The sequence below is a fragment of the Inhella gelatinilytica genome (genome assembly GCF_016093295.1).
Taxonomy (GTDB): domain Bacteria; phylum Pseudomonadota; class Gammaproteobacteria; order Burkholderiales; family Burkholderiaceae_C; genus Inhella; species Inhella gelatinilytica.
This window is the reverse complement of record NZ_JAEDAL010000005.1, coordinates 157,948-171,096: the sequence shown is the minus strand read 5'-3', so window position 1 is coordinate 171,096 and position 13,149 is coordinate 157,948. Positions and strand designations below refer to the sequence as shown.

Sequence of the window (13,149 nt, the reverse complement as noted above, 5' to 3'; positions counted from 1 at the left end):
CCCGTAGAATGCCGTTTTTAACCCCCTGGCACTTTTCGCATGAGTTCAGCATGGTTGCTGCCCGAGCACCTGGCCGATGTGCTGCCGGCACAGGCTCGACGCATCGAGGAGTTGCGGCGTCAACTGCTGGATTTGGCCCGTTCCTACGGGTGTGAACTGGTTGCGCCCCCTCTGCTCGAGCATTTGGACTCGCTGTTGAGCGGCCCGGGGCGGGCTCTAAATCTGCGCACCTTCAAGTTGGTAGATCAGCTGTCTGGACGCTCGTTGGGGGTTCGGGCGGATATGACCCCCCAAGTCGCACGCATTGATGCCCACCTGCTCAATCGCCGCGGCGTCACGCGCCTGTGTTACTGCGGCCCCGTGGTGCACACCCGGCCTGCGACGCCCTTGGCGACTCGCGAACCCCTGCAATTTGGGGTGGAGGTGTATGGCCATGCGGGGTTGGAGGCGGACCTGGAGGTGATCGAGCTTGCGCTGGACGGACTGGAGCGCGTGGGGGCTCCGGTCAGCCTGTTGGACCTCGGCGATGCGCGACCTTTGCAGGCGTTGTTGGCCGATGTGGAGCCGCAGGTGGCAGAGGCGATCCGTTCCGCCCTGAGTGTGCGGGATGCGCAAGCGCTGCAACTGGCCGCCGCTCCGCTGGGTGGGGATCGTCAATTGGCCTTGGTTCGGCTCCTGCAGTTGGAAGGCGGGGTCGAGGTGCTAGCGCAAGCCCGCGCGCTGCTGCCCTCCAGCCCGCAACTGGAGTCGGCGCTGCGCGATCTGCAGTGGTTGTGTGAACATCTGCAGCGGGTCCGGCCGCAGCTTGCTCTGGCCTTGGACCTGACCAGTTTGGTGAGCAACGACTACTACACCGGCGTGTGCTTTACGGCCTATGGTGCGGGTCAGCATCAGGCCTTGGTGCGAGGTGGTCGCTACGATGAAGTGGGCGCCGCGTTTGGGCGCCGCCGTCCGGCCGTCGGGTTCAGTCTGGACCTCAAGGCTCTGGTGGACTCGGTGCCGGCGGAGCCGCTGCGGGCGGCGATCCGTGCGCCCTGGGGCGAGGCGCCGGCATTGCGAGATGCTGTACGGGCTTTGCGTCAGACCGGCGAAACGGTGGTGTGCGTCTTGCCGGGTCATGAGGACGAAGGCGAGGAATATGCCTGTGACCGACAGTTGGTGGCGCAGGGCGGAACCTGGGTAGTGCAGCCGCTTTAAAGCGGGCATGGAACAAATGGGGCTGTTGAAGCCCAACGGGAACAAGCGATGAATTCAATGCAGTCGACAGCAGGTCGCCACGTGGTGGTGGTGGGCACCCAGTGGGGGGATGAAGGCAAGGGCAAGGTGGTGGATTGGATGACGGATCACGCGCAGGGCGTGGTGCGATTCCAAGGCGGCCACAACGCCGGCCACACGCTTGTCATCAAAGGCGTGAAAACAGCGTTGCAATTGATCCCGTCCGGCGTCATGCGGGACGGTGTTCAGTGTTATATCGGGAACGGGGTGGTGGTTGACCCGGCCCATTTGCTTAGCGAAATTGAGCGGCTGGAAAAGGCGGGCGTCGAAGTTCGGTCTAGACTGCGCGTGAGCGAAAACTGCCCCATGATCCTGCCGTTCCATGTGGCGGTGGACAAAGCCCGCGAAGCGCTGCGTGAAAGCAGTGGTAGCGGCAAGATTGGCACCACGGGCAAGGGCATTGGTCCGGCCTATGAGGACAAAGTGGCGCGTCGCGCCTTGCGCTTGCAGGACTTGAAGCACCCTGACCGTTTGGCGAGCAAGCTGCGGGATTTGCTGGACTTGCACAACATGGTGCTCACGGGGCATCTCAAGGCCGAACCGCTGGATTTCGACACGGTGTATGCCCAGGCGATGGCCTTGGCGCCGGCGATGACGCCGCTGTTGGCCGATGTGGGCTATGCCCTGCACCAGGCCCATCAGCGTGGCGACAACTTGCTCTTTGAGGGCGCGCAAGGCACCTTGCTCGACATTGATCACGGAACGTACCCCTATGTGACGTCCAGTAACTGTGTGGCGGGGAATGCCGCTGCCGGTGCAGGGGTGGGACCCCAAATGCTGCACTACATGCTGGGCATCACCAAGGCCTATGCCACGCGAGTGGGAAGTGGCCCGTTCCCGACCGAGTTGGCGTGGGAAACGGAAGGAACCGTCGGTCATCACCTCTCGGTGGTGGGTCAAGAGCGAGGCACGGTCACCGGCCGCGCGCGCCGCTGCGGGTGGCTGGATGCAGCCGCGCTCAAGCGTTCGATGATCATCAACGGCATCACGGGCCTGTGTCTGACCAAGCTTGATGTGTTGGACGGCTTGGACGAGGTGTGCATGGCGGTGGGCTATGAACTCAATGGGCAGCGCCTGGATATCCTGCCCTTGGACCCCGATGAGATTGCGGCCTGCAAACCCATTTATGAAACCTTTCCGGGCTGGAAGGAAAGTACCTATGGGGCCACGTCCTGGGACAGTCTGCCGCAGGCCGCCAAGAACTATTTGAAGCGGATTGAGGCGGTCAGTGGGGTTCCCATTGCCATGGTGTCGACTGGCCCCGACCGCGAACACACGATTGTGTTGCGCCATCCGTACAAGGCCTAAGTCGGTCTTCACCGATTTGGTTCTCAGAATCTTTGCCCGAGCAACTCCTTAGAAAGCCCGCCCATGCTGACCGACGATGGCAAGCACCTGTATGTTTCGTGGGACGAGTACCACCTGCTCGTTGAAAAACTGGCGCTGAAAGTTCACGCCTCTGGTTGGGAGTTCGACCAGATTCTTTGTCTGGCCCGAGGTGGTTTGCGTCCGGGCGATGTGCTGTCGCGGGTGTTTGACAAACCGCTGGGCATCATGTCGACCAGTTCGTATCGGGCCGAGGGCGGTACGGTTCAGGGTCGACTCGATATTGCCCGCTATGTGACCATGCCCAAGGGTGAACTGGCGGGACGCGTACTGCTGGTTGATGACTTGGCGGATTCAGGCGTCACCCTCCAGGCAGTGGTGGAGCGACTGCGTGCAACGCCCGCCATTACCGAACTGCGTTCGGCCGTGATTTGGGTGAAGGGGGTTTCGTGCTACACGCCGGAGTACTACGTCGAGAAGCTCGAGACCAGTCCTTGGATCCATCAGCCGTTCGAAGAGTACGATTCCATGCGCCCCGAGGCGCTGCTGCGCAAGCTTTCGATTTGAGGCGGCGCACTTCTCCTGAGCGAAAGGCCCCTGCGCGGGCCTTTTTTCATGGCGATTCGCAAGATGGTTTGTTCAGAAGCCAAAAAGACAAAGGCCAGCGCGTTGCGCTGGCCTTTCTGTTTGGTGCCCAGGAGAGGACTCGAACCTCCACGGAGTTACCCGCTAGTACCTGAAACTAGTGCGTCTACCAATTCCGCCACCTGGGCCTTGCCGCCAACCTGAAAGGTTGTTAGCGAAGACTAAAAGTCTAACACGAATTTTGATGATCAAGCAAGAACTGGCGCACGACCTCGATCGTGCGCCAGGTATTTCACGAAAAACTGTATAAAGATACAGTATCTCCATGGACGGCGGTAAATACGGTGATTCGCGATCACAGGGTGGTCAGGGCCAGGCTGAGCAGGCTACGCGGCGCTTGCTTAATCGTTTCAGCTCTTTACGCGGGGCCAACCCTCCGGGAGCGTTGGTTCGGCGTGCTCGGCCCCTGAATTTGGCCGCCTTGGCGATCACCGATGACCGCAGCCCCAGCGGCGCTGGGCGGGCCCATGGGGCCGCCAAGGTGGCTGAGTTAATGCCTTTGCGCGACGGACCGGCTTTGGGCCGAGTCATCCCCTGGGCACACGCTAGGAAGTCACCTCCTGGCCCTGCTGCGCGTAGGTTGGATCGCGCAGCGTTGGGTCGCCCCGTCAGAGCCACCTTTGAGGGATACATCCACCCGCCACTGAGATTTCGACTGAGGAACCCAGGACCGTTCTGCCGCGGAACCCGATGCCGCCAACTCCCCGGGTGAAAGGCCGCGGCACAGTGACGGTGCCCCCCCACCGCTTTGAGGCTTGGCGTCGCATGGAACTGGACGACGGCTGGCCTGCGGATGCCGAGGGGGCAGAAGGTACGGCCCCGTCCACCCAAGTGCGTGAGGAGCATGCGCGCTCCATCCTGTCCCGTAACGATTCTCCCGACATTGGCTTCGAGCTCTCGATCAACCCCTACCGCGGCTGCGAGCACGGCTGTATCTATTGCTACGCGCGGCCTCTGCACAGCTACCTGGATTTGTCCCCCGGCTTGGACTTTGAGACTCGTCTGGTTGCGAAAGTCAATGCGGCCGAACTGTTGCGCGCAGCGCTTTCGACGCCACGATTTCGGCCGCAGCGCTTGTGCTTGGGGGCGGCCACCGACTGCTATCAACCGGTAGAGCGTCGACTTCGGATTACCCGTTCGGTGATCGAAGTCTTGGGCGCGGCTCGTCATCCGTTTTCCATCATCACCAAGGGTGCGGGCATCGAGCGTGACCTGGACTTGTTGGCGCCCCTGGCTGCACAGCGCTTGGTTGGGGTCTATGTCAGCGTGACCAGTCTGAATCCCGAGTTGTCTCGGCGGCTGGAGCCGCGGGCTGCCGCGCCGGCACGGCGCCTTCAACTGATAGAACGCCTCAGTCGGGCGGGCGTACCGGTTGGCGTCAGCGTGTCACCGACCATCCCTTTCCTCAATGAACCCGAAATGGAAAAAATTCTGTCGGCCGCAAGGGAGGCTGGCGCCCAAACGGCATTCAGCATTCCCTTGCGACTGCCCTGGGAAGTCGCTCCCTTGTTCCGCGAATGGCTCCAGAACCACTACCCCGAACGCGCTGAGCGGGTGATGGCGCGAGTGAATGACATGCGCGGAGGCAAAGACAACGATGCCCGCTTTGGCAGTCGAATGAGGGGCGTGGGGGTGTGGGCGGAGTTTCGTGCGCAGCGGTTTCGGAAGGCCTGTCAGCGCTCGGGATTGGGTCAAGAGCGGTTTGACTACGATTTCAGCCGCTTTCGAGCGCCAGGGTTGGCTGCGCAGGGTGAATTGTTTTAGACCGTCGGCGCCGCTTTTTCATCCGGGCCGCCGCCGGTGCGCAAGGCAACGCCCCCACTGGCGCGATTGCGGGTGGTGCTGCTGCCCAGGGGCTTGACCCAGCGTTCTTGCAGTTCCGCAATTTCCGCTTCCAGGATTTCGGCGGTCTCAATCTTGGTCGCATGTCGTTTGAGTACGGAGCCCGCCATGTCGATCAGTTTTGCGTTGCGGGTTTGGCCGCCCTGTTGGATCAAGATTTCGACTGAGGCCTGCGCATTGCCGCGCAGCGACTGCTTCATGGCGGTTTCAGCAATTTCGAACACCTTGCCGTGGGCACTCTTGAGCAGCTGAACGGTCGTCTCGTTGTTCTCTGCCATGGCGGTGAGCACGCCGGTGGACGCGTGGGAACTGCAATACCGCATGGCCAAGCTCTGGAACACATCTTCCATTTCGGTGAGTTGCAGATCAGCGGCGGCCAATCGAATCCACACGGCGATAACCAAGCTGGCGGCTTCGAGGTCGGCATCCCCCCGCTTGAGTTCCGCGGCCAGGCTGCGGGCGTGGCCCAGCGCATCGGCGCTGCGCTTTTCTTGCATGGCAATCAAGGCCTGAATGGTTTCGTGCAAACGGGTCATGCGGCGGGAGTCGGAGGCGCGCTCCAGTTGCCGAACCATCGCGTCTTGGGCATGCCGAACCCCTTTGTGATCGCGCTTGTCGTAGCGCATCAGGGCCAAGAGCACCAGTGTGTACAGGTCGAAGAGTTTGGAGCGTAAACCCGAGGCGACGGTGCGTTCCAGAATCTTGAGCGCGTCGGCACGTTCGCCGATATAAAACGCCAAGGTGCCCGAGCGCTGCATGCGCAGCAAGCAACCGGGGGTGAGTTCGGACGCGGTGCGATACGTCTCCAGGGCGGCCTTGAGATCGCCTTGATCCATGTGGATGCGCCCGAGCACGTCGTAGCTGTCGGCATGGTCCGGCATCTCGCCGATGAGGTTTTCCACGGTGCGGCGGGCTTGCGCCAATTGGCCGGCTGCATATTCCGAGCGCGCCACCCCCAGCTTGGCCCAGGGCACGGTCTTGGCGGCGATGATGGCCTCATAAAGCTCTTTGGCCTCTTCATGACGCCGCAAGCGCAGCAGCAATTCGGCGCCAATGCGGGCGGCGAACAGCCAAAATTCCCAGCGCTTTTGAAACCGCTCAAGGCAAAGATTTGCAGCGAGTTCGAAATCCTGGGCTTCAATTGCTTCAAAAATAGTTCTCAGCACCCGCTTTCGATGTCGGGCCGCCTGAATTCGTTCGGCGAGCGCGGTCAGTGTGTATGGCTTGACCAAGTAGCCATCCAGGGCGGCTTCAGCGGCTTCGGCGACCTTGCTGTACGAGGCCTCCGCCGTCACCATCATGAAGACCGTGGAATAGGGGAGCAACTGCTCGCGGCGCAGCTCGTCCAACAGATCCTGGCCGGACTCTTCGTGCCCGTCAAAGTGGTAATCGCAAATGACCAGATCGAAGGGGCTGTTTTCCAGCACGATGCGCGCATCCTTGAGGCGCGTGACCGACCGCACGAACCCCACCCCCACTTCGCGCAGTTGTGAGGTGATCAAGCTGCGGGCGTTGGCGTTGCCGTCGATCACCAAGGCGTTGGCCTTGTGAATCGTGCTGTCCAAGAGCATTCGATGGGGGCGAAGAGCGGATTGCGATCCCCCGATCATGCTCCGCTTGCCCACATCGTGGGTGAGGGCAAGCCCTTTACTGCCAGCGGATCGTTGTCAATTCACCGCAGGCGCAAGGATTTGTAACGCTCACTTGAACAAATCCTTGACGCGATCGGCCCAACTCTTGCTGCTGGGCGAGTGTTTGTCGCCTCCGTCCCGGAAGCTCTTGTCGAGTTCTTTCAGCAGCTTGCGCTGGTACTCGGTCAGTTTGACGGGGGTTTCGACGCTGATGTGGCAGTACAGGTCGCCGGGGTAGCTGGCGCGCAGGCCCTTGATGCCCTTGCCTTTGAGGCGGAAGGTTTTGCCATGCTGCGTGCCTTCGGGAAGCTCAATTTCTGCTTTCCCCCCCAAGGTGGGCACTTCGATGTTGCCGCCCAAGGCAGCGGTTGTCAGGGCCACCGGGACGGTGCAATGGAGGTCGTCGCCATCCCGCTCAAAGATGTCGTGTTGCTTGAGGTGAATCTCAATGTAGAGATCGCCCGGGGGGCCGCCATTGACGCCGGGCTCCCCATTGCCGGTGGAGCGAATGCGCATGCCTTCGTTGATGCCCGCGGGGATCTTGACCTCGAGCGTCTTGGTCTTTTTGACCTTGCCCGCCCCATGACAGGCGCCGCAGGGGTCGGGGATGATCTTGCCGCTGCCATGGCAGTGCGGGCAGGTCTGCTGGATCGAGAAAAAGCCCTGTCGCATGTGGACGGTGCCGCTGCCATTGCAGTGCCCACAGGTCTTGGCGCTGGTTCCGGGTTTGGCGCCCGTGCCATTGCAGGTCCCACAGCTTTCCCAGGTGGGAATGCGGATCTGCGTGTCGGAGCCACGCGCGGCATCCTCCAACGTGATTTCGAGCGAGTAGGACAGATCGGCTCCGCGGTACACACGCTGGCCACCGCCATTGGCGCCGCCGCGCCGCCCCCCGCCAAAGATGTCCCCAAAGATGTCGCCAAACGCATCGGCAAAGCCTGCGCCCCCAAAGCCGCCACCGCCCCCCCCGCCCATGTTGGGGTCGACGCCCGCGTGACCGTACTGGTCGTATGCGGCGCGTTTTTGGCCGTCGCTGAGGATCTCGTAGGCCTCTTTGACTTCCTTGAATTTTTCCTCGGCCGCTTTCGCGCCATCACCCTGGTTGCGGTCCGGGTGGTACTTCATGGCCAGCTTGCGGTAGGCCTTCTTGATGGCATCCTCGTCCGCGTTCTTTGCAACGCCGAGGACTTCGTAAAAATCGCGCTTGGTGGCCATGGCAGGGGAGCGGTTTGAAAGTCAAAAGCCCGGGCAGGGGCGCCCGGGCTGTGCGAAGAGGCCCGGGCCAGCTTACTTGCTGTCCTTGACTTCCTTGAACTCGGCGTCGACGACGTTGTCGTCTGCGGGTTTGGCGGAAGCTCCACTGGCCTGAGCCTGCTGGAAGTCGGCACCGGCGGCGGCACCCTGAGCGGCCTGTGCGGCTTGCGCCTGCTCGTAGACCTTCTCGCCCAGCTTTTGGCTGGCGGTCATCAGGGCTTCCGTCTTGGCTTCGATGGCGGCCTTGTCTTCGCTGTCCTTCAGCGTGTCTTCCAGGTCCTTGATGGCGGCTTCGATCTTGGACTTCTCGTCGGCATCCAGTTTGTCGCCGAACTCGGTCATGGACTTCTTGACCGAGTGCACCATGGCGTCGCCTTGGTTGCGAGCCTGCACCAGTTCGACCTTCTTCTTGTCTTCGGCGGCGTTGAGCTCGGCGTCCTTCACCATCTTTTCGATCTCGGCTTCCGAGAGGCCCGAGTTGGCCTTGATGGTGATCTTGTTTTCCTTGCCCGTGCCCTTGTCCTTTGCGCTGACGTGCAAGATGCCGTTGGCGTCGATGTCGAAGGTCACTTCGATCTGGGGCACGCCGCGCGGCGCGGCGGGGATGCCTTCCAGGTTGAACTCGCCCAGGGACTTGTTGGCCGAGGCCATCTCGCGCTCGCCTTGAAAGACCTTGATGGTTACGGCCGGTTGGTTGTCGTCGGCGGTGGAGAAGGTCTGGCTGAACTTGGTCGGGATGGTCGTGTTCTTCTTGATCATCTTGGTCATCACGCCGCCCAGGGTTTCGATGCCCAGGGAGAGCGGGGTGACGTCCAGCAGCAGCACGTCCTTGCGGTCGCCCGAAAGCACCGAGCCTTGAATCGCAGCGCCGACGGCCACGGCTTCGTCGGGGTTGACGTCCTTGCGCGGTTCCTTGCCAAAGAAGGCCTTCACCGCGTCCTGCACCTTGGGCATGCGGGTCATGCCGCCGACCAGGATCACGTCGTCGATCTCACCCACGCTGACGCCGGCATCCTTGATGGCGGTGCGGCAGGGGGCGATGGTGCGTTCGATCAACTCGTCGACCAGGCTTTCCAGCTTGGCGCGGGTCAGCTTGACGTTCAGGTGCTTGGGACCCGAGGCGTCGGCCGTGATGTAGGGCAGGTTGACGTCGGTCGAGGCGGCACTGGACAGCTCGATCTTGGCCTTCTCGGCGGCTTCCTTCAGGCGCTGCAGGGCCAGCACGTCCTTGGTCAGGTCGACGCCTTGTTCCTTCTTGAACTCGGTAACGATGTAGTCGATGATGCGCTGGTCGAAGTCTTCACCGCCCAAGAAGGTGTCGCCGTTGGTGGACAGCACTTCGAACTGCTTCTCACCGTCGACGTCGGCGATTTCGATGATCGAGATGTCAAACGTGCCGCCGCCCAGGTCGTACACCGCGATCTTGCGGTCGCCCTTGCCGGCTTTGTCCAGGCCGAAGGCCAGGGCCGCCGCGGTGGGCTCGTTGATGATGCGCTTGACTTCCAGACCGGCGATGCGGCCGGCGTCTTTGGTGGCTTGGCGCTGGCTGTCGTTGAAGTAGGCCGGCACCGTGATCACTGCCTCGGTCACTTCTTCACCGAGGAAGTCCTCGGCGGTTTTTTTCATCTTGCGCAGCACTTCGGCGCTGACCTGGGGCGGGGCCATCTTCTTGCCACGCACTTCCACCCAAGCGTCGCCGTTGTCGGCGGCGGCGATGGTGTAGGGCATCAGGTCGATGTCCTTCTGCACTTCCTTCTCAGCGAACTTGCGGCCGATCAGGCGCTTCACGGCGTACAGCGTGTTGCGCGGGTTGGTCACGGCCTGGCGCTTGGCGGGGGCGCCCACCAGAATTTCGCCGTCTTCCATGTAGGCAATGATGGACGGGGTGGTGCGCGCGCCTTCCGCGTTTTCGATGACGCGGGTGCTGCTGCCGTCGAGGATGGCCACGCAGCTGTTGGTCGTGCCGAGGTCAATGCCGATGATCTTTGCCATGGAATGCTCCTTGAATGCTGAATTTCTGTGCAGATGGGGTTCTGCGGGATATCTGGGTGCGCTGTGGGGCTTTTCAAGCCCTTTGGCATGACTTTTGTTTACTTTGGGGCAGACACGGTGACCAAAGCGGGTCGCAGTACCCGGTCCGCAATCAAAAAGCCTTTTTGCAGCACCATGACGACGGTGTTGGGCTCTTGATCCGCTGGCACCATGGAGATGGCCTGGTGCTGGTGGGGGTCAAACTTGTGGCCCGCCGGAGGGTTGATTTCCACGACCTTGTTGCGCTCCAGGGCTTGCACCAGTTGGCGACGGGTGGCGTGCACGCCCTCGAGCACCTGCTCGGGCGTGGCGTCGGGTCGAGCAATGGCGGCTTCCAGACTGTCCAGCACGGGCAGCATGGCCTCGGCAAAGGCCTCCACGGCGAATTTTCGCGCCTTGGCGCTGTCTTCATCGGCACGGCGGCGAATGTTCTCGCCTTCCGCTTTGGCGCGGAGGTAGGCGTCGCTCATCTCGACGAGGCGGGCCTCCAGCGCGGCCAGTTGTTGCGCAGGGTCCGCTGCGGTCTCGGTCGAGGCGCCGAAAGCGGCCGAATCCATCTCGGGCGTGGGGTTGTCTGCGTTCATCGTTGACTCAGAAAAAACGAAGGCCCAGCAAGGGGCCGAAGGGGCTGCCTTCAAAGATGGGGCAGCGCCGGAAGATTTCAAGGGCCTATTTTTCCAAACTGACGCTCCAGCGATCCCAGTCCTGGAGCGCTCGGCGGTCTCGTTTGGTGGGCCGCCCTTGCTCGATGCTGGCGGCGGGCTCCGGCGCCAGCCGTCTTCGCTCCGCGGCCTCGGCTGCAGCGCGCAGACTGGCCTCGGTTTCTCGATACAGCAGCTGCGCCACGGGGGCGGGTCCGCGGGTGAGCGAGAGGGCCAGAATTTCGACTTCACGAACCCAGCCCGGCTGCGTCAAGGCGATGCGGTCACCGGGCCGAACGTCTCGACTGGGTTTTGCCGGTTGGTCGTTCACGCGCACCCGTTGTCGATCAATGGCTTCAACGGCCAAGGCGCGGGTTTTAAAAAAACGCGCGGCCCACAGCCACTTGTCCAGGCGCAACACGGCGGGCAGCTCTTTCATGCGGGGTGGTTGCGGGGGGGGAGGGATGTGGGCCAGCCCTGTAGATGCTGCTGCGCCAAGGTCGCGAGCAGGCGCTGGGACTCGCCGCTGTCGTTCAGGGCCGGGATGTACCGCAAGGTGCCCCCCCCCGCCGCGTGGAAGGTCTCAGCGCCCTCCATGGCAATCTCTTCAAGGGTTTCCAGGCAGTCGGAAGCGAAACCGGGGCAAATGACGTCCAGTGTTGCCGTGCGGGCCTGGCCCAGGGCCAGGAGGCGCTGCTCGGTGCTGGGTTCCAGCCACTTGGCAGGGCCGAAGCGGCTTTGAAAGCCCACGCTCCACGCCCCGTCCTGCAGGTCCAAGGCCGCGGCCAGCGCTCGGGCGGTCGCCTGGCACTGGTCGTGGTAAGGGTCGCCCAACTGCCGGGTGCGCTCCGGCATGCCATGAAAGCTCATCAGCAGATGTTGGCCTGTGGACCCTTCTCGCTGCCAATGGGCGCGAACGCTGCTCACCAGGGCTTGGATGTAGGCGGGGTGGTCAAAATAGCTTTGCAGAACTCGGATTTCAGGCTGAGCGCGCCGCTTGCGCAGCCAGTCGGTCACCGCGTCCATCACGCTGGCACAGGTGGCGGCGCAGTACTGTGGGTACGCGTTGAACACCAAGACGTGTTCAGCGCCGGCCGATGTCAGTCGCTCCAATCCCTCGGCAATGCTGGGGTTGCCATAGCGCATGGCCCATTCGACGTTGACAGCCAACCCCCGCTCTCCCAGTGCGCCCCGCAGGTATTTGGCCTGGCGCTCGGTGTACACCTTGAGGGGCGAGCCTTCTGCCATCCAAATTGACTGGTATTTGGCGGCACTCTTGCCCGGCCGAACCCGCAAAATAATGCCGTGAAGGATGGGCCACCACAGCAGGGGCGGTATCTCCACAACACGGGGATCGGCCAAAAATTCGGCCAAATAGCGGCGAACCGCTTGGGGTTCAGGGGCATCTGGGCTCCCCAGATTGCACAGCAAGAGGCCAACGCGGGGCGGGCGGGCGGGGGGACTCGTCAAATCAGGGCCTTGCATGGGGCTGTGTATCGGCGAAATGCAACACGTCGAAGCGAACCACCGGGGTCGCCAGATCGGTGGGGGAGGCACCCAGGCCAATACTGCCGGAACCATGCAGGGTGCAGGCCGAGCGGCGCAGCGGCACCACTTCTTGACTACCACTGAAGCGAACGAAGCTGCCGTTGAAGCTCAGGTCGGTGAGTACATAGCTGCCGGCATGCCAATCGATTCGAGCGTGGGATCGACTCACACGGGTGTCTGTGACGCAAAACGCCGCGTCGGCACTGCGCCCCAGCACGATGGGAAGCTGGCTGGTGTCGAAAAACCGCTCGCTGCCCAGCCATGTCAGTCGGATGCCCTCGGGGCGTTGGGGTTGGAAGGGGGCATCCCCAAATTCCGTGGGTGGCGCATCCAGCGCTTGCTGGACACCCCGCAAAACATGGACGTGAACCGGCTCCGCTCGGCCGCGCAAATTGATGTGCTCCAAACTGCGAAAGCGCGACCGGTCGTCGACCGCGAGGGCCGCAACAAATTCCTCGGTCACCAAGGTTTCATGGTCACCTGCGTGATCCAAAAGTCGAGCCGCGACGTTGACGGCGTCGCCGAAGCAATCCCCTTGAAGCTCCACGATTTCGCCGTAACTCATGGCCACCTGCAGCTTGAGGCGATTGGGCGCATGGGCGGGGCGGAGCGGCCCCAGATGAAGCAGCGCGTCGTGCATCGCCTGGGCGCTGTTCAGCGCATCGCAGGGTTTTTCGCAGACCGCCATCAGCCCGTCGCCCAGCGTCTTCACCACCCGACCCTTTGCGCCTTCGATGGCGTTCTGGAGTCGGTCAATGACCGCGGTCACCAAGGTGGTGGCTTCTGCATTGCCCAAACTTTCGAAGAGGGCGGTGCTGCCGCGGAGATCGGCAAAGACAACTGCGCTCTGGCGGGTTTGGGTCATTGACGCAGGGACGACAAGGAGTCGAAGAGGTGCGAGTTTAGGGGCTGAACAATTGGGGGACGCACAAAAAAGCCGGGCCCGAGGCCCGGCT

The 13,149-nt window shown here is 62.4% G+C and carries 11 protein-coding genes and 1 tRNA gene; 4 read left to right on the top strand and 8 right to left on the bottom strand.

Annotated elements, in window-relative coordinates; genetic code table 11:
• Positions 1-39 precede the first annotated feature (39 nt).
• The 3 genes from I7X43_RS11545 to I7X43_RS11535 all read left to right on the top strand — a co-directional run bounded on the left by I7X43_RS11545 (position 40) and on the right by I7X43_RS11535 (position 3,168).
• Complete coding sequence (locus I7X43_RS11545) at positions 40-1,197, top strand: ATP phosphoribosyltransferase regulatory subunit (RefSeq protein WP_198101091.1); 1,158 nt, start codon at positions 40-42, stop codon at positions 1,195-1,197.
• Positions 1,198-1,245: 48 nt separating this feature from the next.
• Positions 1,246-2,583 carry an adenylosuccinate synthase gene (locus I7X43_RS11540; RefSeq protein WP_246480366.1) on the top strand — a complete coding sequence of 446 codons (1,338 nt, stop codon included), beginning with the start codon at positions 1,246-1,248 and terminating at the stop codon, positions 2,581-2,583.
• Positions 2,584-2,646: 63 nt separating this feature from the next.
• Positions 2,647-3,168 (top strand): phosphoribosyltransferase, encoded by a 522-nt coding sequence (locus I7X43_RS11535; protein WP_198101090.1) that lies wholly within the window; start codon positions 2,647-2,649, stop codon positions 3,166-3,168.
• Between the two features lie 121 nt (positions 3,169-3,289).
• Here the strand turns inward: I7X43_RS11535 and I7X43_RS11530 are convergent.
• Positions 3,290-3,374, bottom strand: a tRNA-Leu gene (locus I7X43_RS11530).
• Positions 3,375-3,936: 562 nt separating this feature from the next.
• Between I7X43_RS11530 and I7X43_RS11525 the strand changes: the two genes are divergently transcribed.
• A complete protein-coding gene (locus I7X43_RS11525; protein WP_198101089.1) occupies positions 3,937-5,010 on the top strand; it encodes a PA0069 family radical SAM protein in 1,074 nt (357 codons plus the stop codon).
• Here the strand turns inward: I7X43_RS11525 and I7X43_RS11520 are convergent.
• The 7 genes from I7X43_RS11520 to I7X43_RS11490 all read right to left on the bottom strand — a co-directional run bounded on the left by I7X43_RS11520 (position 5,007) and on the right by I7X43_RS11490 (position 13,058).
• Positions 5,007-6,653, bottom strand: coding sequence for a response regulator (locus I7X43_RS11520; protein WP_198101088.1), 1,647 nt, complete (start codon positions 6,651-6,653; stop codon positions 5,007-5,009). The two genes, I7X43_RS11525 and I7X43_RS11520, sit on opposite strands and share 4 nt — an antisense overlap.
• A 135-nt stretch (positions 6,654-6,788) precedes the next feature.
• Positions 6,789-7,934 (bottom strand): molecular chaperone DnaJ, encoded by a 1,146-nt coding sequence (gene dnaJ / locus I7X43_RS11515; protein ID WP_198101087.1) that lies wholly within the window; start codon positions 7,932-7,934, stop codon positions 6,789-6,791.
• Between the two features lie 72 nt (positions 7,935-8,006).
• Positions 8,007-9,965 carry a molecular chaperone DnaK gene (gene dnaK, locus I7X43_RS11510; protein WP_198101086.1) on the bottom strand — a complete coding sequence of 653 codons (1,959 nt, stop codon included), beginning with the start codon at positions 9,963-9,965 and terminating at the stop codon, positions 8,007-8,009.
• Between the two features lie 98 nt (positions 9,966-10,063).
• The gene (grpE, locus tag I7X43_RS11505; protein ID WP_198101085.1) at positions 10,064-10,588 is read right to left on the bottom strand and encodes a nucleotide exchange factor GrpE; all 525 of its coding nucleotides are present in this window, start codon (positions 10,586-10,588) and stop codon (positions 10,064-10,066) included.
• Positions 10,589-10,673: 85 nt separating this feature from the next.
• Positions 10,674-11,084 carry an Hsp15 family ribosome-associated heat shock protein gene (locus I7X43_RS11500; RefSeq protein ID WP_198101084.1) on the bottom strand — a complete coding sequence of 137 codons (411 nt, stop codon included), beginning with the start codon at positions 11,082-11,084 and terminating at the stop codon, positions 10,674-10,676.
• Positions 11,081-12,130 (bottom strand): ferrochelatase, encoded by a 1,050-nt coding sequence (hemH, locus tag I7X43_RS11495; RefSeq protein ID WP_198101083.1) that lies wholly within the window; start codon positions 12,128-12,130, stop codon positions 11,081-11,083. Before hemH ends, I7X43_RS11500 begins: the two co-directional genes overlap by 4 nt.
• Entirely contained in the window at positions 12,117-13,058 is a 942-nt protein-coding gene (locus I7X43_RS11490) for an adenylate/guanylate cyclase domain-containing protein (RefSeq protein WP_198101082.1), read from the bottom strand. Before I7X43_RS11490 ends, hemH begins: the two co-directional genes overlap by 14 nt.
• Positions 13,059-13,149: the final 91 nt, after the last annotated feature.